Annotated in this window: 16 protein-coding genes; 6 read left to right on the top strand and 10 right to left on the bottom strand. The window is 72.5% G+C overall.

All coding sequences use genetic code 11. The features are described from left to right. Positions 1 to 98: 98 nt before the first annotated feature. From GFD30_RS16170 to GFD30_RS16150, 5 genes are all read right to left on the bottom strand, one after another. Positions 99 to 311, bottom strand: a complete 213-nt coding sequence (locus GFD30_RS16170; protein ID WP_153026236.1) for a helix-turn-helix domain-containing protein — start codon at positions 309 to 311, stop codon at positions 99 to 101. Further along, positions 311 to 799: a DUF2975 domain-containing protein gene (locus tag GFD30_RS16165; protein WP_153026235.1), complete on the bottom strand. Its 489-nt coding sequence runs from the start codon at positions 797 to 799 to the stop codon at positions 311 to 313. Before GFD30_RS16165 ends, GFD30_RS16170 begins: the two co-directional genes overlap by 1 nt. Before the next feature lie 347 nt (positions 800 to 1,146). Continuing rightward, the gene (locus GFD30_RS16160; RefSeq protein ID WP_153026234.1) at positions 1,147 to 2,028 is read right to left on the bottom strand and encodes a sigma-70 family RNA polymerase sigma factor; all 882 of its coding nucleotides are present in this window, start codon (positions 2,026 to 2,028) and stop codon (positions 1,147 to 1,149) included. Between the two features lie 600 nt (positions 2,029 to 2,628). Beyond that, positions 2,629 to 3,870: an arginine deiminase gene (locus GFD30_RS16155; RefSeq protein WP_153026233.1), complete on the bottom strand. Its 1,242-nt coding sequence runs from the start codon at positions 3,868 to 3,870 to the stop codon at positions 2,629 to 2,631. A 62-nt stretch (positions 3,871 to 3,932) separates the two neighbouring features. Further along, positions 3,933 to 5,381 (bottom strand): basic amino acid/polyamine antiporter, encoded by a 1,449-nt coding sequence (locus GFD30_RS16150; RefSeq protein ID WP_153026232.1) that lies wholly within the window; start codon positions 5,379 to 5,381, stop codon positions 3,933 to 3,935. A gap of 258 nt (positions 5,382 to 5,639) precedes the next feature. Between GFD30_RS16150 and GFD30_RS16145 the strand changes: the two genes are divergently transcribed. Continuing rightward, on the top strand, positions 5,640 to 6,104 hold the full coding sequence (locus GFD30_RS16145; RefSeq protein WP_153026231.1) for a universal stress protein: 465 nt from the start codon (positions 5,640 to 5,642) through the stop codon (positions 6,102 to 6,104). A gap of 94 nt (positions 6,105 to 6,198) precedes the next feature. Here GFD30_RS16145 and GFD30_RS16140 read toward each other — a convergent pair whose 3' ends face one another. Together GFD30_RS16140 and GFD30_RS16135 are read right to left on the bottom strand one after the other, a co-directional pair. Further along, positions 6,199 to 7,662, bottom strand: coding sequence for a glycoside hydrolase family 43 protein (locus GFD30_RS16140; RefSeq protein ID WP_227996451.1), 1,464 nt, complete (start codon positions 7,660 to 7,662; stop codon positions 6,199 to 6,201). A gap of 304 nt (positions 7,663 to 7,966) precedes the next feature. Further along, positions 7,967 to 9,721 carry an ABC transporter ATP-binding protein gene (locus GFD30_RS16135; protein WP_153026229.1) on the bottom strand — a complete coding sequence of 585 codons (1,755 nt, stop codon included), beginning with the start codon at positions 9,719 to 9,721 and terminating at the stop codon, positions 7,967 to 7,969. Between the two features lie 401 nt (positions 9,722 to 10,122). On the opposite strand from GFD30_RS16135, the gene GFD30_RS16130 reads away from it, so the two are divergent. Further along, entirely contained in the window at positions 10,123 to 12,045 is a 1,923-nt protein-coding gene (locus GFD30_RS16130; protein ID WP_407649077.1) for a potassium transporter Kup, read from the top strand. Further along, positions 12,045 to 12,953, top strand: a complete 909-nt coding sequence (locus GFD30_RS16125; RefSeq protein WP_153026228.1) for an AraC family transcriptional regulator — start codon at positions 12,045 to 12,047, stop codon at positions 12,951 to 12,953. The genes GFD30_RS16130 and GFD30_RS16125 overlap by 1 nt, the downstream gene beginning before the upstream one ends. Positions 12,954 to 13,132: 179 nt before the next feature. On the opposite strand, the gene GFD30_RS16120 is transcribed toward GFD30_RS16125, so the two are convergent. Both GFD30_RS16120 and GFD30_RS16115 read right to left on the bottom strand, forming a co-directional pair. Next, positions 13,133 to 15,946, bottom strand: coding sequence for an alpha-L-rhamnosidase (locus GFD30_RS16120; protein ID WP_153026227.1), 2,814 nt, complete (start codon positions 15,944 to 15,946; stop codon positions 13,133 to 13,135). A gap of 134 nt (positions 15,947 to 16,080) precedes the next feature. Then, positions 16,081 to 17,490: a short-chain fatty acyl-CoA regulator family protein gene (locus tag GFD30_RS16115; RefSeq protein ID WP_153026296.1), complete on the bottom strand. Its 1,410-nt coding sequence runs from the start codon at positions 17,488 to 17,490 to the stop codon at positions 16,081 to 16,083. A 141-nt stretch (positions 17,491 to 17,631) separates the two neighbouring features. On the opposite strand from GFD30_RS16115, the gene GFD30_RS16110 reads away from it, so the two are divergent. The 3 genes from GFD30_RS16110 (at position 17,632) to GFD30_RS16100 (ending at position 21,258) form a co-directional block, all read left to right on the top strand. Then, positions 17,632 to 19,137 carry an MmgE/PrpD family protein gene (locus GFD30_RS16110; RefSeq protein ID WP_322633309.1) on the top strand — a complete coding sequence of 502 codons (1,506 nt, stop codon included), beginning with the start codon at positions 17,632 to 17,634 and terminating at the stop codon, positions 19,135 to 19,137. 94 nt (positions 19,138 to 19,231) lie between these two features. After that, complete coding sequence (gene prpB / locus GFD30_RS16105; protein WP_153026226.1) at positions 19,232 to 20,128, top strand: methylisocitrate lyase; 897 nt, start codon at positions 19,232 to 19,234, stop codon at positions 20,126 to 20,128. Further along, positions 20,125 to 21,258: a bifunctional 2-methylcitrate synthase/citrate synthase gene (locus tag GFD30_RS16100; RefSeq protein WP_153026225.1), complete on the top strand. Its 1,134-nt coding sequence runs from the start codon at positions 20,125 to 20,127 to the stop codon at positions 21,256 to 21,258. Before prpB ends, GFD30_RS16100 begins: the two co-directional genes overlap by 4 nt. A gap of 1,440 nt (positions 21,259 to 22,698) precedes the next feature. On the opposite strand, the gene GFD30_RS16095 is transcribed toward GFD30_RS16100, so the two are convergent. Then, a partial coding sequence (locus GFD30_RS16095) for an HNH endonuclease signature motif containing protein (RefSeq protein ID WP_194201994.1) occupies positions 22,699 to 23,352 on the bottom strand: 654 nt, incomplete at its 5' end.

The raw sequence follows: 23,352 nt of genomic DNA, 5'->3' as shown, positions 1-23,352 counted from the left end.
CCGGGGCGGGCCCGCGCCCGGGCCCCCGGACGGGGGCGGCCCCTAGGCGAAGTGCGGCGGCGGCACCGGGATCCCGGTGCCGCCGCCGCGTGTTCCGGTCACTGCCCGTCGGGGACCCAGCGGAGCACGTCGCCGGGCTGGCAGTCGAGGACCCGGCAGATCGCCTCGAGGGTCGAGAACCGCACCGCCTTTGCGCGCCCGTTCTTGAGGACCGCGACGTTCGCGGGGCTGATGCCCACCGCCTCGGCGAACTCGCCCACCGACATGCCGCGCTTCGCGAGCAGCAGGTCCAGGTCGACCGCGATCGCCATCAGATGACCTCGGCCATCTCGGTCTTGAGCTCGGTGGCCTTGCGCAGGAGCCCTTTCATGATCAGCGTGAACATCGCGAACGCGGCGCCCCCGCCCGCGCAGGTGGCGAGCGCGCCGAGGTCGCCGAGGAGCCGCATCTCGTCGGCGCCGCTGCCGTACACGAAGATGTACGCGGCGGTCAGGAGCGCGATCGCCGTGGCGGCGGCGGTCGCTCCGACGACGATGTCGACCCAGCGGAAGGCGCGGGCGCTGAAGATGGCGTCGCCATCGATCATGCCCAGGAGCCGCCATGTGGCGACGAGGACGACCTGGACGCAGGCGATGCCGGCGATCGCGGCGGGCACGAGCGCGGTGACCATCGAGCTGCCGTAGGCGTTCTCGACGTCTTCGGCGAGCGAGTTCGGGACGATCATGACCTGACCGAAGAGGCCGGCGAGGAACGCGGCGGCCAGAGCCATCCGCAGCATCAGAATGAGGAATGCGTTCATGCATCGATTCTCGATCGGTATCTATCGAAAGTCAATAGACATCGATCGAAAATCGATATGTGGCACGATCCGGTGAGTCGGCGGAGCTCGGGGAGCCGGGGGCCCGGGAGCCGGAAGCCGGCGTCAGGGACCCAGGAGCCGCGCAGGGGAGCCGGGACGGGTTCACGCGAACGACGCTCGCGTGAACCCGTCCCGGCCCGGGACCGGTGATCCGGCCCGGGCCTGCGATCCGGCTCGGGGTGTCCTGCTACCCGTGCGCCGCGAACTCGGCGGCGAAGCACCTGCCCGCGGTGCCGTCGGCGGTCCGGGACCGTACGGCGATCCCGACCCGCTCCCGCTGCGGCCGCTCAGTCGTCGAGCAGGGTCAGGTTCGCACCGCGGATGCGGGCGGCGTCGGTGATCCCCTCCATCGCCGTGATCCGGCCGTCCTCGACGGTGAACACGAGCACCCGCGTGGGCAGGCCCGGGATCGAGGAGACCGCGCCGATCCGGCCGTCCACCAGCACGAGCTGCGCCCCGGTCGCCATGGCCGCGAACGTCATCGCCCCGCCCGCGATCGTGGCCGCGCCGCGCAGGATCGTCCCGACCTCGGCCGCGTCCGTCTTGAGCGTCACGTCCGGGTCGAGCACCGACACCAGCGCGTCGAAGTCCCCTTCGCGCGCGGCGGACATGAACGCCTCCACGACCGCCCGCTGCCGCGCGACGTCCCGGCGCTCCGGCTCGCCCGTCCCGCGCACCCGGGCGCGGGCCCGGCTCGCGAGCTTGCGCGCCGCCGTCGGGGTGCGGTCGACGATCTGGGCGATCTCGTCGAAGGGCACGCCGAACATGTCGTGCAGGACGAACGCGAGCCGCTCGGCCGGCTCGAGGGTCTCCAGCACCACCAGCAGCGCCAGGCCCACCGAGTCGGCCATGACGGCCTCGGACTCCGGGTCGACCGGCGCGCCCGCCAGGCTCGGCAGGGCGGCCGGCTCGGGCCCCGCCTCGGGCATCGGCTGCTCGGCCCGGGACTTGCGGCGCCGCAGCTGGTCGAGGCACACCCGGCCCACGACCGTGGTGAGCCACCCGCTCAAGTTCTCGATCCGGTCGGTGTCGCTGGCGGCCAGGCGGAACCACGCCTCCTGAACGGCGTCCTCCGCTTCGCCGGAGGAGCCGAGCATCCTGAAGGCCACCGCCTCGAGCCGCGGCCGGTCGTTCTCGAATCGGCGCGCGAGCCACTGGTCGTCGGTCATGTCCGGTCCCCTCCTCGTGTGCGGTCACCGGTATGACGCAACCGCCGCCGCTATTGTGACCGCAGAAGGCGGCCGCGTGGCCGCGGCCACGTTTCGGCCGGCTCGGATGCCGGGCCGGGTTTCAGTCTCCGGCGGTGGCGCGTGGAGTTGTTGCGGGTGGACATGTCGCGCCATGTCCACCCGCATATCCCCGCGGGGGATTCGGGGCGGTGCCGACGGCCTCCGTCGGTACCGCCCCGGTGGTTCTCGCAGGTGCCGCGGGCGGGTGCACCCGCCCGCGGACTTGGTGCGGCTCGATCGATCCCACTGTGCCGCTCACCTGCGAGAACCGGAGTAAGACTCTGGTTCGAGGTGGCTTTTTTACTACTAACTACAGCACCCCCGTCTGCACAGCGGCAAGGATCGTTTTCTCCCCTGTGGATAACTCCCGGCGCGGGCGCAGACGCACTGGATTCCCGGCGGTGCGGGCCGGTGGCGCGGGTGTCGGTGCTGTTCAGGCGCATGGGTCAACCCTGGCACGGGCGGCGCTGAACCGCGACAAGGGATTTTCCGCCTGTGGACAACTCCGGGCCCGGCGGGACGGCCGGGCCCGGAGGCGGGTCAGAATTCGACCGGGTCGCGGATGATCGGGCAGGTCATGCAGTGGCCGCCGCCGCGGCCGCGGCCGAGTTCGGCTCCGACGATCGTGAGGACCTCGATGCCGGCCTTGCGGAGCAGCGTGTTGGTCTGGGTGTTGCGGTCGTAGGTCATGACGACGCCGGGCTCGAGCGCGACCGCGTTGTTTCCCGAATCCCACTGCTGCCGTTCGGAGGCGTACACGTCGCCGCCGGTCTCGATCACCCGCAGCGACGGCAGGCCGAGTGCCCGCGCGACGACGTCGGTGAACGCCGCCGAGCCGTGGTCCTCGATCTCGAGGCCCGGCTCCCGGTCGGCCGGGCGCAGCGAGAAGGCGTGGACCGCGTCCATGATCTTCGGGTAGATCGTCACCACGTCGCGGTCGGCGAACGTGAGAACCGTGTCCAGGTGCATGGCCGCCCGCAGCTTCGGCATCCCGGCGACGACCACCCGCTCGGCCGCACCATGCGTGAACAGGGCCCGCGCCACCTGCGTGATCGCCTGGCGGGAGGTGCGCTCGCTCATGCCCATGAGCACCACGCCGTTGCCCACCGGCATGATGTCGCCGCCCTCGAACGTCGCCTGCCCCCACGGCACGTCCGGGTCGCCCCACCACACCGTGCACCCGGTGAAGTCCGGGTGGAACGTGTAGATCGCCTTCATCAGCAGCGTCTCGTCGTGCCGCGCCGGCCAGAACAGCGGATTGAGCGTGAGCCCGCCGTACAGCCAGCAGGTCGTGTCCCGCGTGTACAGCGTGTTCGGCAGCGGCGGCATCAGGTACTCGCGCGCGCCCGTCGACTCGCGCGCCAGCGCGATGTACGGCGGACGCAGATCGTCGGGCAGGTCCGCAGTGGACAGTCCTCCGATGAGGAACTCGGCGAGGTCCGCGGGCCCCAGCGACTCGAGGTATTCACGGGTCGGGTCGATGAGGCCGAGGCCGACCTCGTTCGCGGTGATCTTGCGGTCGAGCAGCCACGACCGGGCGGCCGGGTCCGCGACGGTCTCGGCGAGGAGGTCGTGCAGTTCGACGACCTCGACGCCGCGGCCGCGCATCTGGTCCACGAAGTCGGCGTGGTCGCGCTGGGCGTTCTCGACCCACATGACGTCGTCGAACAGCAGCCCGTCGGCGTTCGTGGGCGTCAGCCGCCGGTGGGCCAGGCCGGGGCGGCACACGAGGACCTTGCGCAGGCGGCCCACTTCGGAGTGGACGCCGTATCCGTCGGTCATAGCGGTTCTCCTCCGTCGTCCCCCAGGACGGTTCGGGCGCACGCCGGTCGGGTGCGCGTCGTTCAGATGGCGACCCAGCCTGCGGCGAGCGCGGTGACGCCGAGGACGGCGCCGGCGACGGCGACGGCCAGGAGCACCGTCTCGCCGGGGCTGAACAGGCGGCGGCCCTGCTCGCGGCGGGCCATGGCGAACAGGATCGTGGCGGGGGTGTAGATGATGAAGGAGATGAGGAGGAACTCCAGGCCGGCGGCGAACAGCAGGAACGCGGTGTAGAGCGTGGCGAGGACGGCGATCGCGGTTTCGGCGGGCGTCCCGCGTTCGGGGGCGGCGCCGACGGCGCCGCCGCGGCCGATGGCGACCTTGACGGCGAACAGGGCCGCGAGGAGGAACGGGATGAGCGTCAGGGCGCTGGTCATGTCGAGGGCGAAGTTGAAGGCGTCCTCGGAGAAGTAGGTGACGACCAGGACGATCTGGCTCAGGACCGTGGAGATGGCGAGTGCGGGGACGGGGACGTCCTCGTTCGTGGCGCGGGCGAGGAACCGCGGCATGTCGTCGTCCTTGGCGGCCACGTAGAGCACTTCGGCGGCCATGAGCGTCCACGCCAGGTAGGCGCCGAGGACCGAGACGATCAGGCCGATCGAGACGAACACCGAGCCCCAGGTGCCGACCGCGTGTTCGAGGACACCGGCCATGGAGGGCTGGCGCAGTTCGGCGATCTCCTCCATCGGCATGATGCCGTACGAGACGATCGTGACCGACGCGAAGACCGCGAAGACCGACAGGAAGCCGGTGACGGTGGCGCGGCCGACGTCCTCGCGGCGCCGGGCGTGCCGGGAGTAGACCGAGGCGCCTTCGACGCCGAGGAACACGAACACGGTGGCGAGCATCGTGCCGCGGATCTGGCTGAACAGGGATCCGGCGTAGTCGGCGCCGCCCCAGTTGGCGGCGAAGGCGCGGGGGTCGAAGACGAACAGCGCCAGCAGGATGAACACGATGATGGGCACGAGTTTGGCGACGGTGACGATCCGGTTGATCGCGGCCGCCTCTTTCACGCCCTGCTTGATGAGGAGGAAGAAGCCCCACAGGCCGAGTGTGGAGATCGCGACGGCCCAGAGCGTGTCGCCGTCGCCGAGGGCGGGGACGATCGCGCCCGCGGTCGACATGATGAGGACCCAGTAGGTGACGTTGCCGACGCACGCGGAGGCCCAGTAGCCGATCGCGGAGAAGAAGCCGGGGTATTCGCCGAAGCCGGCCTTGGCGTACGCGTAGACCCCGGCGTCGAGGTCGGGGCGGCGCATGGCGAGGCGCTGGAACACGAACGCGAGCATGAGCATGCCGGTGCCGGCGATCGCCCAGGAGATGAGCGCGCCCGCGACGCCGGTCTCCTGCGCGAACCGGCTGGGGAGCGAGAACACGCCGGCGCCGACCATCGAGCCGACGACCATGGCCGTGAGCGTCCAGAAGGCGAGCTTCACGGCGGGGCGTGCCTCGGTTCCGGTGTCGTGCGCCATGGGTCCTCGCAGGTCCGGCCCGCGGTCTCGTGGCCGGGCGGGCGGTGGGCCTGAATATAGCGCCGGTTCCGGGGGCCGGGCCCCGGTTCGCGCCGATCCCCGCGATACGGGTGAGCCGGGTGGACCGGCGTGGTCGGGTCGGTCCGGGCGGGACCGCGCGGTGCCGGATTCGGGTCGGGGCTCGGGCACGGGTTCGGCGAGGGCCGCTCAGGGTACCCGTTGTATCCCCTCACCTGGGGTTGAACGGAAGGAGCGGTCATGGACCCTTCGGAAGCGAAGGCGGATCGCATCGTGGTCGGGGTGGACGGATCGTCCGCGTCGATCAGAGCGCTTGAATGGGCCGTCCGGGAGGCCGCCCTCACCGGGGCCGAACTCGAGGCGGTGCACGCATGGGAGGTCCCCGCGCAGTACGGGACGGGGATGATGACCCTCCCGAGCGGCGAGGAGTTCGAAGCGGCGGCGAAGGAGTCGCTGGCGCGGGCGGTCGAGCAGGCCGCGGGGACCGACCCCGGCGTCGTGATCGAGCAGAACGCGATCGCGGGGCATGCCGCGAAGGTCCTCATCGACGCCGCTCAAGGCGCGTCGCTACTGGTCGTGGGCTCGCGCGGGCACGGCGGGTTCGTGGGGACGCTCGTCGGCTCGGTGAGCCAGTACTGCGTCTCGCACGCGCCGTGCCCGGTGGTCGTCGTCCGCGACCTGTCGAAGGAGCACAAGAAGCGCTAGGGGCGCGCACGGCACGCGCATAACCGTCCGGGCGCTTGGAGGCACCGGCCGGGACGGCGCGCGTGCCGGCGAAGGCGCGGGATCGGTGTGAGGACTACTGGCGGGGCGTGTACGCGAAGCGGCGCAGCACCGAGCCGGCACCGGCCGCTCCCGCGCCGAGCATCCGCCCGGTGAACCCGGCCGCGACCTCGGTCGAGAGGTAGCGGCCGTCGAGGCGCGCGAGGACGGTGCCGCCGAGCGAGAGGACGATGTCGTCGGGGCCGTAGGCCGTCATGGTCTCGGCCTCGCATTCGACCGCGGCGATGCGGAGCACCGCGTCGCCGCGCGCTTCCGCGGAGCCGAGTTCGGCCCGGACGCCGCCGATGCGCGCCTCGGCGCGGACCAGGCCGTCCTCGAAGACGAGGCCGTACCGGTGGCGGTCGTCGATGCGGACCTCGAACCGGCCGGAGCCGGAGAAGACCGCCTCGGCCTCCCAGCGGAGGTCCTTGACGCGCGCGCAGATCAGGCCCGGCGAGCCGTCGCCGGGGTCGCGGAGGTCGAGCCCGCCGCCGGGGCGCGGGGCGGCGATCTTCTCCGGTTCGCTGGCGGGGGCGACCCAGCGCGGGTCCAGTTCCGCGGCGGTGAAGTCGTCTTCGAACGCGGTCGCGTCGGGCGTGAACTCGTAGCGGGACTCGTCGAACACGGGCCAGCCGTCGACCCAGTCGACGCCGGCGAGGAACGTCTCGCGGCCGAGCACGTGGAACGACGGGGTGAACCCGCCGGGCCGGACCGCGAGGTAGACCGCGGCCCATTCGCCGGCGGCGGTCTGGACGAGGTCGGCGTGGCCGGTGTTCTGGACCGGGTGCGGTGTCGAGCGGTGGCTGAACACGGGGTTGTCCGGGCAGGGCTCGTAGGGGCCCTCGGGGCGGTCGGCGCGCGCGATGGTCACCGTGTGGCCGCGCTCGGTGCCGCCTTCGGCGAGCAGCAGGTACCAGTGGTCGCCGATCCGGTAGAGGTGCGGCGCTTCGGGGTACGCGAGCCCGGAGCCCTGCCACACGAGGTAGGGCGGCGCCTCGAACTCGCCGGTCTTCATGTCGAGGCGGCCCTGGAGGAGCCCTTCGCCTTCGCCGCCGGCGACCCGGCCGGTCCAGGTGAGGTAGCAGGTGCCGTCGTCGTCCCAGGCGAGGTCGGGGTCGATGCCGACCGCCTGCGGGACGAAGACGGGGTCGCTCCAGGTGCCCGCGGGGTCCTCGGTGGAGACGATCGTCTGGCCCGATTCGGCGTCGCCGACGTTCGTGGTCACGAAGTAGAAGCGGCCGTCGTGGTGGCGCAGGGTGGAGCCGTAGATGCCGCCCGAGGGGCGGCCGTCGCCGCGCAGGAACTGGCCGCGGCGGTCGAGGATGTTGCCGATCTGCTTCCAGGACACGAGGTCCCGGCTGTGGAAGATCGGCGCGCCCGGGAAGTACTCGAAGCTCGAATGGGCCAGGTAGTAGTCCTCGCCGACCCGGCAGATCGTCGGGTCGGGGTGGAAGCCGGAGACGATCGGGTGCTCGGCTGCGGACACGGTCGGACGGCTCAAGGAGGCTCCCTCGGTGGTGCGGCGCGAATGGCGGCGGGACATGGCGGCGGAACGTGACGGCGGGAGGTGGGATGGCGCGGTCGGCCAACCTTAAGTTTCGTCGCCAAACTTTGTCAACCGGCTTCAGCTCCGCTTCAGGTGCCCCCGGCTACGTTGGAGACCGGGGGCCCTCGACCCAGAGGAGAGGCCGCTTTCAGTGTGCCCGGCGGAGGTCGGCGCTTCAGCTCCCCTTCAGGTCCCTCCGGCTACCTTCGACCGGGGGCTCTGAACCCAGAGGTCACGGCTCCTCCGGCGTGCCCGCGGTTCAGGCGGCCGCGTGCTGGACGCCCCACTGGGCCGCGTACCGGCCCGACTTCGCCAGGAGTTCCTCGTGGGTGCCCTGCTCGGTGATGCGCCCGTCCTCGAGGACCACGATCACGTCGGCCGAGCGGATCGTGCTCAGCCGGTGCGCGACCACGAGCGTCGTGCGGTCGCGCATCAGGGTCTCCAACGCGCCCTGGATGTGCCGCTCCGACTCCGAGTCGAGGGCGCTCGTCGCCTCGTCGAGGAGCAGGATCCGCGGGTCCCGGATGAGCGCCCGCGCGATCGACAGGCGCTGGCGCTGCCCGCCCGAGAGGCGCGCGCCGCGCTCGCCGACGACCGTGTCCCAGCCGTCCGGCAGCGCCTCCACGAACGCGAGCGCGTTCGCGTCCCGCAGCGCCCGCCGCACCTGCTCGTCGTCGACCGGGCCGAGCCCGTACGTGATGTTCGCGCGCACCGAGCCTTCGAACAGGACCGAGTCCTGCGGGACCACCGACACGTGCCGGCGCACCGACCGCATGTCGAGGGCCTCCGTGTCGCGGCCGTCGACGAGGACCGCGCCCGATTCGGGCCGGATCAGGCCCAGGACCGTGTTCATCAGGGTCGACTTGCCCGAGCCCGACGGGCCCACGAACGCGACCGTCAGGCCCGGCTCGACGACCAGGTCGACGCCGTCGAGCGCGGGCCGGCCGCTGTCGGGGTAGCGGACCGAGACGCCGCGCAGCTCCACCCGGCCGTCGATCGACTCGACCACCGGCTTGCCCTCGTTGCGTTCGATGTCCGGGTCTTGGAGGACCTCGGCGATCGACCGGATCGACTCGGTGCCGCGGGCGGTCACCGGCACCAGGTTGAGGACGGTGCCGACGGCGCCGGTGAGCATCGAGAAGTAGGTGCCGAGCACCACGACCTGCCCGGCCGTGATCGGCGCCCAGCCCGCGACCGCGACCGCCGCCGCGAGCAGCAGGCATCCGACCGACAGGAGCTGCATGGTCACCCAGCTCGCGGCGCCGAAGCGGCCGTTGACGACGTCGAGGCGCAGGCCCCGGTGGCGCACCTCGTCGGCGACCTGCGAGACCCGCGCGGCCGCGACGTGCTCGAGGCCGTGCGCGCGGGTGATCGGCATGAGCGCCGCCATCTCGCCGACGCGGGCCGAGAACACCTCCATCTCCTTGCGGAACTCCTGGTTGCGCTCCTGGGTGCGGCGGCGCGTGAACCACCAGACGCCGAAGCCGCACGGCAGCGACAGCGCGAACACCGGCAGGAACTGGGGCACGGAGACCGCCGTCATCGTGATCGCGCCGGCGAACACGAACACCGCCGACAGGAACGGCCCGCCGGACTGGGAGAGCATCAGTTCGACGTTCTCGACGTCGCGCACGACCTTGCTCTGGATGATCGACGCGTTCGACCGGGAGTGGAACCCGATCGACAGGAGCTGGAGCCGCGCCGCGAGCGCGTTGCGCAGGTCGGCGCCGAGCGAGCGGACCGTGCCCATGTAGAGGCTGGTGAACCATACGTGCGTGAACGCGTTCTGGACGACGAGGACGGCCGCGCCGAGGGCGAGCCAGCCGAGGGTGGACAGGGGGCCGCGGTTCACGACCGCGTCGACCGCGGCGCCGGTGATCACCGGCAGCAGCCAGACGGGGCTGTCCTTGAGGATGAAGACGGCGACGGCCGCGGCGAGCCGGGCCCGTCTGGGCTTGAGCGTGCGCGCGAGGGAGGCGATCGGGCGCTTTCCGTCGAGCGTGGTGGTGTCCATTCGGAAGGATCCCGTTGGTTCGTTTGCGGATGGGTTCGCCGGATCGGTTGCGCCGCAGCGGGGCTCGGGGAGGTGTTCGGGGCCGCGGACGCCCCCGCGCGCTCGCGGGGGATCACCGCCGCCCATCGTAGCCCCGCTCGGGCCGGGCCCGCGCTGGTTTTTCGGTGCGAATGGGACGACAATGCAGGTGTGATCTGCGGCAATGCGGCCGGTCCGGCAGGTGCGGCCCGTTCACCGCTCCAGGTCGGTGCGGCCGTTTCGCGAGGTATCGTGCTTCGGTTGGACAGGACCGCGGGTGCCCGCCCGCGTCCGCCGGGGCGCCCCGCGAGGCGTCCGGGCGACCGATCGACGAGGAGTGACGAGTGAGCGCCGCCGGCAGCGCGGGTCGGCCCGGACCCGACATCGGCGCCGAGCCCCCACCGGGGCACGGCGTCCGCGACACCGCCCGCCTCGCCTTGGTCGTCGGGGCCCTCGGCGTCGTCTTCGGCGACATCGGCACCAGCCCGATCTACGCGCTCCAGACCGTGTTCAACCCCCTCGACCCGCACCCGGTGCCGGTGCACGAGGCGAGCATCTACGGTGTCGTCTCCCTGATGTTCTGGTCGATGACGATCATCGTCACCGTCACGTACGTGCTCCTGGCGATGCGCGTCGACAACGACGGCGAGGGCGGCATCATGGCCCTCATCACGCTCCTGCGCCGGTGGAAGCAGGGCCGGGGCCGCCGGGCGGCGCTCACGCTCGCCGCGCTCGGCATCTTCGGGGCGTCCCTGTTCCTCGGCGACTCCATGATCACCCCGGCGATCTCGGTGCTCTCCGCCGTCGAGGGCCTCCGCGTGGTCGAGCCGCACCTGGAGAGCCTGGTCGTGCCCCTGACCGCGGTCATCATCGTCGTCCTGTTCACGGTGCAGCGCCGCGGCACCGGCGCCGTGGGCCGGGCGTTCGGGCCGGTCATGATCGTCTGGTTCAGCGTGCTCGCCGTCCTCGGCATCCGCGGGATCGGGGAGCACCCGGAGATCCTCAAGGCCCTCAACCCGGTGTACGCGGCGGACTTCCTGTTCAACCACTTCCACATCGCGTTCTTCGCGCTCGCCGCGATCGTGCTGTGCGTGACCGGCGCCGAGGCGCTGTACGCGGACATGGGCCACTTCGGCCGGCGCGCGATCACCAGGGCGTGGCTGGCGCTCGTGTTCCCGGCGCTCCTGCTCAACTACATGGGCCAGGGCGCGATGATCCTCGAGGACCCGGCGAGCGTCAGCGGCCCGTTCTTCCTCCTCGCGCCGGAGTGGGGGCGCATCCCGCTGCTCGTGCTCGCGACCGTCGCCACCGTGATCGCCGCGCAGGCGGTCATCACCGGCGCGTACTCGGTGGCGTCCCAGGCGGCGCGGCTCGGCTACCTGCCGCGCATGCGCATCGACCACACCTCCGAGAGCCAGTACGGGCAGATCTACGTGCCGTGGATCAACTGGCTGCTCATGGTCTCGGTCCTCACGCTCGTGTTCGCGTTCCGCACCTCGAGCGCGCTCGCGTACGCGTACGGCATGGCCGTCATGGGGACGATCGCGATCATGACGCTGCTGTTCCTGTACATCGCGAAGTCGCGGTGGCGGCCGCCGCTGTGGCTCGTCCTCGGCGGCGGCGGGCTGCTGCTCGCGTTCGAGCTGCTGTTCCTGGCCGCGAACTTCACGAAGATCGTCCACGGCGCGTGGCTGCCGCTGCTCATCGGCGTGGCGGCGTTCACGATCATGGTGACCTGGCAGAAGGGCCGCGGCGTCGTCACCGCCGAGCGCGAACGCCGCGAAGGGCCGCTGCGCGCGTTCGTGAAGGAGCTGCGGGCCGAGCTGCCGAAGTCGCAGTGCGTGCCCGGGACGGCGGTGTTCCTCAACCGCGGCAAGCTGACCGCGCCGCTGGCGCTGCGCGCCAACCTCGAGCACAACCACGTGCGGCACCAGCGGATCGTGATCGTCTCGATCGAGACGCTGCCGGTCCCGCGGATCACCGACGACGAGCGCGTCAACGAGGACTACCTCGGGTACGCCGACGACGGCATCGTCCACGTGCAGGTCCGCTTCGGCTACATGGAGGTCCAGGACGTGCCGCACGCGCTCGGGCTCCTCGACCGCAGGCACGGGGGGCGGCTGCGCGTCGAGGACGCGTCGTACTTCCTGTCGACCATCAAGCTCGTCGTCGGCCGGGAGCCCACGATGGCCATGTGGCGCAAGCACCTGTTCGTCGCCACCTCGCACATCACGGCCGACGCGGCCGAGCACTTCCGGCTCCCGCGCGAGCGGACCATCATCATGGGCTCCCAGATCGAGGTGTGATGCACGCGCTCCGCGAGACCAAGGGGTCGCTGGCCCTCGCCTCCGGCTCGCGCGTCCACACCGCCCGGTACGCCCACGAGGAGGCGGTGCACCCGCACACGCACGGGTTCGTGGAGCTCGTCGCGGTCGTCGACGGGACCGCCGTCCACTGCTCCCGCGCCGGGCGCACCCCGCTCGCGGTCGGCGACCTGGTGCTCCTGCGGCCCGGGCTGTGGCACTCGTACGAGGAATGCGCGGGCCTGGTGCTGTACAACCTGTGCTTCAACCCCGAACTGCTGCAAGGGGAGCTGGCATGGACGCGGGACGACCGGCTGCTCGGCGGGCTGCTGCGCTCGGCCGCCGGCGAGGCGCGCGGCCGGCTCGACGCGGGCGCGCTCGCCGAGTGCACCGCCCACCTGGACGCCCTGGCCGCGCTCGGTTCGCCGCCGCCGGCCACGCACCGCGCCGACCTGGTCGGGCGGCTCGCGCTCGTCCTCGGCATCGCCGCCCGGGCGCTCGCCCCGGCCGCCGGGACCGGGCCGGGCGCGCACCCCGCGGCACTCGCCGCAGCCCGGCTCCTCGAGGACCGGCCCGAGCGCCGGTGGACGCTCGAGCGGCTCGGCGCCGAACTGCACCTCTCCCCCGGCTATCTCGCGCGGCGCTTCAAGGCCGCGTTCGGGCTGCCGCCGCTCGCGTACCTGGCGCGCCACCGGATCGAGACCGCCGCCGGGCTGCTCCTGCACACCGACCTCCCGGTCGGGCGAATCGCCCGCGACGTCGGCTGGGCCGACCCGAACCTGTTCGCGCGCCGCTTCCGGGAGCGGATCGGCATGAGCCCCACCGCATACCGGAAGACGTTCGCTCACAGGACGGCACACGACCCGGCGACCGCCTCGCCTGAGCGGGACGGTTCCCGGCAGGACGGCTGAGCGAGGCCGCCGGCGGCACGCTCGCGGCCACGGCATCGGCCAGCACCGCGGCGCGGTCCCCCGCGGGCAGGAGCTTTGCCGGTCTTGAGTTCGGCGCCTTCGCGACCCGCGTCCGAGGCGGCGAGCGCGGGCCGACAGAAGACCGTCGACCGCCGCCCGTACGACGGGCGGCGGTTCGCTCAACGAGGCGAGAGCACGATCCGGTGAGCGCCCGGCCCGAGCGGGACGATGCCGAGCGGGACGCCGACGCCGTCCACTGCGGCCGACGCCCAATCCCCCGGCGGAGGATGGAACTCGGCCTCGGCGCCCGGCGGCACAGTCAGCTCCGCGGTGAAGTCCTCGCCGAGCTCCCAGCGGATCGCGGCCCGGCCGGTCGGCGCGTCGATCTCGGCCGCAGCCCAGGTGAGGCCGCCGCCCGGGACCGGCGCGAAACGCACCCTCGTCCATCCTGGAGCGCCCGGGGCGAGCCCGGCCGCGGTGGTGTACAGCCATTCGGCGACGGCACCGTAGGCGTAGTGGTTGAACGAGAGCATCGAATCGCCGCCCTCCATGTCACCGGGGTGGATGCTCCCGTCCTCGCGGATCGCGTCCCACCGCTCCCAGACGGTCGTCGCGTCGCAGGCGACCTGGTGGAGCCAGCCGGGGCAGCGCTCGTTGAGCAGCAGCAGGTACGCCTCGGCGTGGTGGCCGGTCGCGGTCAGCGCGGGCAGGACCAGGGGCGTGCCGAGGAAACCGGTGGCGATCCGGCCCTCCGCGGCGCGCACCAGCGCGGCGAGCCGATCCCCGGCCCTCGCGCGCTCGGCCTCGGGCGCGATGCCGTACGCGATCGCCATCGCGCACCCGGTCTGGGTCTCCAGAGCCTGCTCGCCGTACCGCTCCCAGAGCGCGGCCGCGACCGAGTCGCCCAGGGCCGCATACCGGTCGGCGTCCGCGTCGTGCCCGAGGAGCCGCGCGGCGGCGGCGAGGGTCCGGGCGCTGCGGACGAGGCTCGCCGTCGCGGTGTACGGGGTCGGGGTCGTGGCCTGCGCGGGGTTCTCGGGCGGCGCACCCGGGTCGAGCCAATCGCCGAAGTGGAAGCCGCCCGACCAGATCAGGTCCCCGTCGAGCCGCCGCTCGCCCCAGTCGACCCAGGCGCGCATCGACGCGTACTGGTCCCGCAGGGTCGCGGTGTCGCCGTACGCCTCGTACAGCGCCCACGGCACTGCCACCGCGGCGTCGCCCCAGCCGGTCGAGCCCGAGCCCCAGTCGCCCTGGTCGGCGAGGATGTCGGGGACGACGTGCGCGACCTTCCCGTCCGGGTGCTGCGCGATCGCGAGGTCCTTGAGCCAGCCGCGCAGGAACGACCGGGCGTCGGCGTTCCGGCACGCCGTTGGCGCGAACACCTGGATGTCGCCGGTCCAGCCGAGGCGCTCGTCGCGCTGCGGGCAGTCCGTCGGGATCGCGACGAAGTTGTCGACCTGGGACCAGACCACGTTGTGGTACAGGCGGTTCACGCGCTTGTCGGAGCATTCGAAGCGTCCCGTGCGCCGCAGCGCGGAGCTGATCGCGACCGCTTCGACGCCCCAGATCTCGACAGTGCTTCTCTCGACCGTGCTCTTCTCGACCGTGCTCTTCTCGACCGTGCTTCTCTCGACCGTGCTCTTCTCAACCGTGCCGTTCTCGGCAGTGCTCTTCTCGGCAGTGCCTTCCTCGACCCTGCCTTCGTCGACCGCACCGTTCCCGACTGCACCTTCCTCGACCATGCCGCCGTCCGTGCCCGTGCCGTCCTCTGATGCGCCGCACTCGATCCCGCCTTCCTCGACCGCGCCGCCTTCGACCGCGCCGCCCTCGACCGCAGCATCGACGGTGATCTCGGCGAAGCGGAACCCGTGGAAGGTGAACGCCGGTTCCAGGACCGCGCTCGATCCGTCCAGTATGTACACCTCGGTGGCGGCGGCGCCGCGCAGCGGCCGCGTGTGGAGCCGCCCTTCGGCGTCGAGGACCTCGGCGTGGCGCACCGTGATCCTGGTCCCCGCCGGGCCGGTCGCGTTGATCCGCAGGTACCCCGAGAGGTTCTGACCGGTGTCCACCGTCCACCGGCCGCCGACGGGGACCGCCGCGACCGGCCGCGTCTCCACCACCTGCACGCCCGGCGCCGACCGCTGCTCCAGGCCAGCGGGGAGGTCGAGGACCTCCACCGGTTCCCATGCGGCGTCGTCGAAGCCGGGAATCCGCCAGCCGTGCGGTTCGGCGCGCAGGTCCGTGGTGCAGCCGGCGAGGATGCCCGCGCTGCGGACGGCGCCGTGCGAGGCCCGCCAGGACGCGTCCGTCCCCACGACGGTCCGCCCTGAAGCGGTCTCGACCTCGAGCTGCGCGAGCAGCCCGGTCCGGTCGCCGTAGAACGCCTCGGCGCTGAGCCAGCCGACCGGGCCGCGGTACCAGCCGTCGCCGACCGCCGCGCCGATCGCATTGGGCCCCTCCACAAGCAGGCCGGTCACGTCGTAGGTCGCGTACAGGAGGCGGCTGCCGTACTCGGTCCAGCCCGGTTCGAGCAGGTCGGGCCCGACCGGGCGGCCGTTGATCCACGTCCGGTGCACCCCGAGCGCGGTCACATACAGGCGAGCCGACCGGATGCCCTGCGGCAGTGCGAACTCGCGGCGCAGCAGCGGCACCGAGCCGCGCTCGCCCCCGGCCGCGACCGGCCGCGCCGTCCAGTCGCCGGGCTCAAGGAGCGCGGCCTCGACGCGGGCCGGGGCGCTCCATTCGCCGCCGCGGACCCGGACCCGCCACCAGCGGGCCTCGCAGCTCGCGAGTGCGGGGCCGGGCAGGGGCACGTCCACCGCGGTCGCGGCGGTCGCCGCGCCGACTACCTCGGTGAAGTCCTCGTCGGCGGCCGCTTCGACCTCGTACACGGCGCCGGGCGCAACGGGCCGCCACGACAGCAGCGGCCGGGCGGTGCCGGTCGCGGCGAGGCCGGAGTCGTCGGCGGTGCGTAGGCGATCGGGGAGGTCCAAGGGGCTCAGCTCCTTCGGTGGTCGCGGCGGTATACGGCGACGGTACGGCCTTCCCGGGGCCGGAACCTAGGCCGAGAGCCGCGCCGACCAGCACGGAACCGACTTCCCGTGCGCGGTCGCGCGCCTCGCGCCGGTCAGTCGGCGGACGGGTAGGGGGTGAACCGGCTCTGGCGGTCGGTCACCTCGAGGGGCGCGCCGATCGCGGGGAAGGCCCGCTGCGGGCAGCCCTTGCGGTCGCACACTTTGCAGCCCGGGCCGATCGGGGTGAGCATCGCCGGGTTGGCGAGGTCGAGGCCGTCGGCGTAGACGAGCCGGTGCGCATGGTGGAGGTCGCAGCCGAGGCCGATCGCGAACGTCTTCGCGGGCGTCCCGAAACCGCCGTACCGGCGGGTCACGGTGCGGGCCACCCACAGGTAGGAGCGGCCGTCGGGCATCTGCGCGAGCTGGGTGCGGATCTCGCCGGGGTGGGCGAACGCCTCGTAGACGTCCCACAGCGGGCAGGTGCCGCCGACGCGGGAGAAGTGGAAGTCGGTGGCGGACTGGCGTTTCGAGATGTTCCCGGCCCGGTCGACGCGGACGAAGAAGAACGGGACGCCGCGCGCGCCGGGCCGCTGGAGCGTGGAGAGCCGGTGCGCGACGGTCTCGAAGCCGACGCGGAAGCGGCGCCCGAGCAGGTCGATGTCGTAGCGGAGTTCCTCTGCGGCGCTGAGGAACCGGCCGTACGGGAGGATGAGCGCGCCCGCGAAGTAGTTCGCGAGGCCGATCCTCGCCAGGCCGCGGGCCTCGTCCCCGGAGAGGTCGGCGGACTCGGCCTCGGCGCGGATGAGGTCGCCGCAGGCGACGAGCGCCAGGTGGGTGGCGAGCTGGAAGGCCCGCTGCCCGGGGCTCAGCAGCGGCGAGACGCGCAGGACCGGCGGGTCGAAGCGGCGCTTCACCCGGTTCGCCTCGCCCGGTTCGAGGTCGGCAACGACCGTCCCGTACTCCTCGCGCAGGAGCCGGGCGAGGCCGCCGGCGAGGTCCGCGGGGTCGAGCGCGGCCTCCTCGTACATCCGCTCGGCGGCCTCGTCGAGGGCGGCCACGTGGTTGCGCTTGGCGTAGAACAGGTCCCGGACCTCCTCGTGCGCGGTCGGGGAACCGACGCCGTCGCGGCCCTGCGGGGCGTCGAGCTCGGCGCTCATCGCGGCGTTCCGCTCCAGCAGGTGCCGGTAGCGGCGGTGCAGGTCCACGACGTACTGCGCGAGCTCGGGCATCGACTCGGCGAGCTCGCGGACCTCGCCGGCCGGGGCCGAGTGGGCGGTGTCGGCGAGGGCGTCGCGCAGCTGCGCGGTCAGCCGGTCGCTCTCGGAGGCCGAGAAGCGCTGCACGTCGACGTCGAACACCTCGGCGAGGCGCAGCAGCACCGGGCCGGTGATCGGCCGCTGGTTCGACTCCATCTGGTTGACGTAGCTCGTCGAGATCCCCAGGGCCGACGCGAGCGCGGCCTGCGTGAGCCCCCGCTCCTCGCGGAACCGGCGCAGCCGCAGCCCGGCCTTCGCCTTCCTCAACGCCATGACCACGGCCTTTCACAAGTTCCACAAAGCGGGCCGAAAATTCCACAAGAAACCACATTTACAGCGGTTTCAGGTGGCACCGGCGGTGTGCATACTGTGAAACATACCGCCCGCCGCACCGTCAGGAGATGCCGAGTGATCACCCACCGCGTCCGCGCACACGCCTCCCGCGAGGAGTTGCCCCGCGAGGCGCAGCTCGCCTGGAAGCTCGCCGAGGTCGCGGCCGACGCGGTCCCGGTGGAGCGGGACGTCGCCGAGATGATCGGCAACCGGGTCATCGACAACGCGGCGGTCGCCGCGGCGTCGCTCGCGCGCCGGCCGGTGGCGAACGCGCGGGCGCAGGCGCTCGCGCACCCGTACTCGCCCGGCGCGGCCGTCTTCGGTGCGGCCCCGACCGTGCGGTGCTCGCCGGAGTGGGCGGCGTGGGCGAACGGCGTCGCCGTGCGCGAACTCGACTTCCACGACACGTTCCTCGCCGCCGACTACTCGCACCCGGGCGACAACATCCCGCCGGTGCTCGCGGTCGCCCAGCACCGCGGCCTCGACGGGCGGGCGCTCGTGCGCGGCATCGCCGCCGCCTACGAGGTCCAGGTGGACCTGGTGCGCGGGATCTGCCTGCACGAGCACCGGATCGACCACGTCGCGCACCTGGGGCCCTCGGCGGCGGCCGGGATCGGCGCCCTCATGGACCTGCCGGCCGAGGTGGTCTACCAGGCGATAGGGCAGGCCCTGCACACCACGACCGCGACCCGGCAGTCCCGCAAGGGCGCGATCTCCTCGTGGAAGGCGTACGCGCCCGCGTTCGCGGGCAAGGCCGCCGTCGAGGCCGTCGACCGCGCCATGCGCGGCGAGGGCGCGCCCTCCCCGATCTACGAAGGCGAGGACGGCGTCATCGCGAGGCTCCTGAGCGGACCCGGCGCGGTGTACGAGGTGCCGCTGCCGGCCCGCGGCGAACCCAAGCGCGCCGTCCTCGACACCTACACGAAGGAGCACTCCGCGGAGTACCAGAGCCAGGCGCTCATCGACCTCGCCCGCCGCATGGCACCGCGCGTCGGCGACCTCTCCCGGATCCGCGAGGTCCTGATCCGCACCAGCCACCACACGCACCACGTCATCGGGACCGGCGCCGCCGACCCGCAGAAGACCGACCCGGACGCGAGCCGCGAGACCCTCGACCACTCCATCATGTACATCTTCGCGGTCGCCCTCGAAGACCGCGAATGGCACCACGAGCGGTCCTACACGCCCGAACGCGCCCACCGGCCCTCGACCGTGGCGCTGTGGCGGAAGGTCCGCACCGCCGAGGACCCGGAGTGGACCGCCCGCTACCACGACCCCGACCCGGACAAGCGGGCGTTCGGCGGCCGCGTCGACATCACGCTCGACGACGGCACAGTCGTCTCGGACGAGCTCGCCGTCGCCGACGCCCACCCGGCCGGGGCGCGCCCGTTCCGGCGCGAGCAGTACATCGCGAAGTTCCGCAGCCTCGCTGAAGGCGTCGTCGCCCCGGCCGAGCAGGACCGGTTCCTCGACCTGGCCTGCCGCATCGAGGCGCTCGACGCGAACGGCGTCCGGGCCCTCAACCTCGCCGCGCCTCCCGGGGCGCTGCCCGAACCGGCCGCGACGGGGCTGTTCCGATGACCGCTCACGCCGATCGCGCGAACCGCACCCGCGTTCGCGGCCTCGCTGCACCGCAACGGATGCCGTCCGAACCGACCGCGAAGGGACGCTGCTGATGACCACCGCTTCCGAGAAGCGCCGCCGCCTCCGCGAAGGGCTCGCATCGGGGACGCTCCAGCGGCTCCCCGGCGCGTTCTCGCCGCTCGCCGCGCGGGCCGTCGCCGACCACGGGTTCGACGGCGTGTACGTGTCCGGGGCGGCCCTCGCCGCGGACCTGGCCCTGCCCGACATCGGGCTCACCACGCTGACGGAGGTCGCCGGCCGCGGCGGCCAGATCGCCCGCGCCACCGACCTGCCGACCCTCATCGACGCGGACACCGGCTTCGGCGAGGTCGCGAACGTCGCCCGCACGATCGCCGCGTTCGAGGACGCCGGGCTCGCCGGCTGCCACCTCGAGGACCAGGTGAACCCGAAGCGGTGCGGGCACCTCGACGGCAAGGCCGTCGTGCCCGCCGCCGACATGGTCCGCCGCGTCGCCGCGGCCGTCAAGGCCCGCACCGACCCGGACTTCGTGGTCTGCGCCCGCACCGACGCCCGCGCGATCGAGGGCCTCGACGCCGCGATCGACCGCGCGAAGGCCTATGTGGACGCCGGGGCGGACATGGTGTTCCCCGAGGCGCTGCGCGACGAGGCGGAGTTCGCGGCCTTCCGCGCCGCCGTCGACGTTCCCCTGCTCGCCAACATGACCGAGTTCGGGGCCTCCCCGAACCTCACGGCCCGGCGGCTCGAGGACCTCGGCTACAACCTCGTCATCTGGCCCGTCTCGAGCCTGCGCGCCGCCATGGGCGCGGTCGACGAGCTGCTCGCGGCCTTGCGGACCGAAGGGACCCAAGAGTCCCTTGTAGACCGGATGCAGACCCGCGCCCGCCTGTACGACCTCGTCGACTACGCCTCCTACAGCGAGTTCGACCAGGACCTGTTCAACTTCAGGATCCCCGGGAGGGACGCATGAGCGCTGATCGGCCGCAGATCCGCAAGGGCCTGGCCGGCGTCGTCGCCGACACCACCGCGATCTCCGAGGTCGTGCCCGAGACCAACTCCCTCACCTACCGCGGCTACCCGGTCCAGCAGCTCGCCGCCTCCCGCTCGTTCGCAGAGGTCGCGCACCTGATCTGGTACGGCGAACTTCCCGACGCGGCCCGCCTCGCCGCCTTCAACGAACGCGAGCGCGCGCAGCGCGAGGTCACCCGCTCCACCATCGGCGTGATCGACCGCGTCCCCGACAACTGCCACCCGATGGACCTGCTGCGCACCGCCGTCTCCTGCCTCGGATCCGAGGACCCCGCCGAGGACGACAACCGCCGGGAGTCCAACCAGGCCAAGGCCGAAGCGCTGTTCGCGAAGCTCCCGACCGTGATCGCCCACGCCCACCGGCGCCGCCGCGGCCAGGGCCGCATCGCGCCCGACCCCGGCCTGGACTGGACCGAGAACTTCTTCCACATGTGCTTCGGCGAGGTCCCGGCCCCTGAAGTGCGCCGCTGCTTCGCGGTCTCGATGATCCTGTACGCCGAGCACTCCTTCAACGCGTCCACGTTCACCGCCCGCGTCGTCGCCTCCACCCTCTCGGACATGTACTCGGCCGTGACCGCCGCGGTCGGCGCCCTCAAGGGCCCGCTCCACGGCGGCGCCAACGAGGCCGTCATGAAGATGATGCTCGAGATCGGCGAACCCGAGCGGGCCCGCGACTGGCTCCGCGAGCGCCTAGCGGCCAAGGAGAAGGTCATGGGCTTCGGGCACCGCGTCTACAAGGACGCCGACTCGCGCGTCCCGACCATGAAGGCCGCCTTCGAGGACATGGCCGCCCTCACCGGCGGCGGGAAATGGGTCCGGATGTACGAGGAGCTCGAGGCCGCCATGCTGGAGGCCAAGGGCATCCACCCGAACCTCGACTTCCCGGCCGGGCCCGCCTACTACCTGATGGGCTTCGACATCCCCATGTTCACGCCCCTGTTCGTCATGTCCCGCATCACCGGCTGGACCGCCCACATCATCGAGCAGCTCGACGCGAACTCCCTGATCCGGCCGCTCAGCGCCTACACCGGCCCGAGCGAGCGGGCGGTCCCGGCGGCAGCCGTCCGATAAGATCCGCCGCCGAGTGCGAACACCGGGACGGCGCGGCGGACACCGCGCCAGTCTGCAGGGCCTGACGCGGGCGCCGTTCTCGAATCGTCGATGAGCGGGTCGACGGCCGGGGAACTCGCCGGATCCTCCGGCTGATGCGGCCGCTCCGGCACGGCCCCTTGAGACGGCGACAACGAGTGAGCAGCAGTGACAACGAGGTGTGCGGCGGTCGGGGCGGGTATCGGGCGGTCCGGGGCCGCTGGGCTTCCAGTCCTGAAGCGGCGACGACAAGATGAGTGCCGGCCCGGGCGGCTGCTCCAGCTGTCCGGTATCGCGTGGGGCGTGCTCGTGATCAGCGGCCGCCAGGAGGTGGAGCGCCGGGGCCGGTGCTCTGGCCCCTCGGTCGCCCTGCCAAGGGCAGGTTTTCGACGGCGACAACGAGACCGACGGTAGGCGGGTCGGGGTGGTTCCTTCGTCTGTCAGCGCCATTTCTGTTTCGGTTCTTGAAGCAGCGACAACGAGGTGCGGGGCGGTCGGGGCGGGCCTTGGGCTGTCCGGGTCCGCTGGGCTTGCTGGCGGGACAGCGCGGTGAGCGGTCGGCGCCCGGTCTTCGACTGTCCGATTCACGGGGGTTGGGCTCTCACCGGAGGTCGTCAAGGTCGAAGCCGGCGCTCCGCCCGCCCGCCCGCCTCGCAGGGGCCAGGTCTCTTGGCGGCGAGAACAAGGCGGTAAGGAGCGAGGTCCGTACTTTGGCCGCCCCGCCTCGTCAGGGCCAGGTCTCTCTGCGGAAGTAGTGGAGAGCGGAGAGCGAGGCCAATACTCTGGCTGTCCGGTGCCGCCTTGGTGCGGGTCTCGAGGCGGCGACGACCAGGTGGCCGAGGGTCGGGCCAGTACTCCGGCCGTCCGCCCGGTCGCGGCCCGGGTCTCTCGGCGGCAGTAGTGGAACCAGGGCAGTGCTTGGTGTCCCGCCTGGTCGCGGTCTGGGGTTCTCGGTGGAGCTGGTGGAGGGCCGGGGCAGCGCTCCGGCTGTCCGGTGCCTTTGAACTTCTGGCTTTGAAGCGGCGACAACAGGGTGTGTGCGAGGTCGGGGCAGTGCTCTGGCTGTCCGGTGCCTTGGGGGCCCTGGTCTTTTGTCGGTGACAGGGAGGGGCGGGGCGGGGCTCCGGTTCGGCTCTCCGGTCCGTCGTCCTGTTCGGCGGTCCGGGTCCGGGGCTGTCCGGGTCCGGGTTCTGGTGCGGCGACACCGTGGGTGTGGTGGGTCGGGGCGCCGTGTCGCGGCCTTCTGCTATCGCGGCGGGGCGAGCACGGGCGTTTGGTGGCGCGGGCCGGGTGGGGCTGGTGGCGCCCGGACTTCGACGGTCCGGTGCCACTCGGGTTCCGGTTGCCCGGCAGCGATGATCGAGGTGTGCACGGCGGTGCCTTGTGTGGGGTGGTGGTTGTCTGGATCAGGGGGTGGGGTTTTCAGAAGGGTGGTTCGCTGGGGTCGGCCGGTTCGGGGGTGCGGGTGTCGTGGTGGCGGGGTGGTGCAGGTCGGGTGCCGGGGGGTGCGGTGCCGGCGGGTGGTGCCGGGCGCGGTGGCCGCTGGCTGGTGCCGAATCGTTCTCGCGCTTTGGTTCTGGCCTGTCGGATGGCGGTGCGGGCGCGTTCGGTCTGGACTGCTTCGGCTCGGGTGTCGAGGTCGGCCTTGATCGAGGCGGCCCATTCGGTCCGGTAGAGCCCGGTCGCGAAGACGTCCCAGTCCGAGCCGTGATGCTCGGTGTCGAGGTCGGCATCGGTGCGCCAGTCCGCGCACCCGCAACCGTTCCCGGTTGCAGTCTCGGTCCCGGTCGCCGCCTGCCCGGCCTGGCCTTGCCCGGCCTGGCCGCACCCGGTCGCGCCGCCGAGAGTAACGGCCGCGTCGGCGGGGTGGTCGTGGTGGGTGATGAGGGCTTGGCCGGGGCCGGTCTTGTCGATGGTCCAGCCGGTGGTGTGGATGCGGCCGTGGTGGAACCGGCACAGCAGGATCAGGTTGCCCGCGTTCGTGGGGCCGCCGTCGGCCCAATGCACGATGTGGTGGGCCTCGGTCCAGGCGACGGGCCGGTCGCATCCGTGCCAGGCGCACCCGCCGGGCTGCTC

The sequence above is a fragment of the Glycomyces albidus genome (genome assembly GCF_009451885.1).
In the GTDB taxonomy this organism is placed as follows: domain Bacteria; phylum Actinomycetota; class Actinomycetes; order Mycobacteriales; family Micromonosporaceae; genus Glycomyces; species Glycomyces albidus.
This window is presented reverse-complemented; position numbering and strand designations above follow the sequence as displayed.

Excerpts from the sequence above, each read along its gene's own strand:
- GFD30_RS16170 (WP_153026236.1), bottom strand. The coding sequence starts at position 311 with ATGGCGATCGCGGTCGACCTGGACCTGCTGCTCGCGAAGCGCGGCATG.
- GFD30_RS16165 (WP_153026235.1), bottom strand. The coding sequence starts at position 799 with ATGAACGCATTCCTCATTCTGATGCTGCGGATGGCTCTGGCCGCCGCG.
- GFD30_RS16160 (WP_153026234.1), bottom strand. The coding sequence starts at position 2,028 with ATGACCGACGACCAGTGGCTCGCGCGCCGATTCGAGAACGACCGGCCG.
- GFD30_RS16155 (WP_153026233.1), bottom strand. The coding sequence starts at position 3,870 with ATGACCGACGGATACGGCGTCCACTCCGAAGTGGGCCGCCTGCGCAAG.
- GFD30_RS16150 (WP_153026232.1), bottom strand. The coding sequence starts at position 5,381 with ATGGCGCACGACACCGGAACCGAGGCACGCCCCGCCGTGAAGCTCGCC.
- GFD30_RS16145 (WP_153026231.1), top strand. The coding sequence starts at position 5,640 with ATGGACCCTTCGGAAGCGAAGGCGGATCGCATCGTGGTCGGGGTGGAC.
- GFD30_RS16135 (WP_153026229.1), bottom strand. The coding sequence starts at position 9,721 with ATGGACACCACCACGCTCGACGGAAAGCGCCCGATCGCCTCCCTCGCG.
- GFD30_RS16125 (WP_153026228.1), top strand. The coding sequence starts at position 12,045 with ATGCACGCGCTCCGCGAGACCAAGGGGTCGCTGGCCCTCGCCTCCGGC.
- prpB (WP_153026226.1), top strand. The coding sequence starts at position 19,232 with ATGACCACCGCTTCCGAGAAGCGCCGCCGCCTCCGCGAAGGGCTCGCA.
- GFD30_RS16100 (WP_153026225.1), top strand. The coding sequence starts at position 20,125 with ATGAGCGCTGATCGGCCGCAGATCCGCAAGGGCCTGGCCGGCGTCGTC.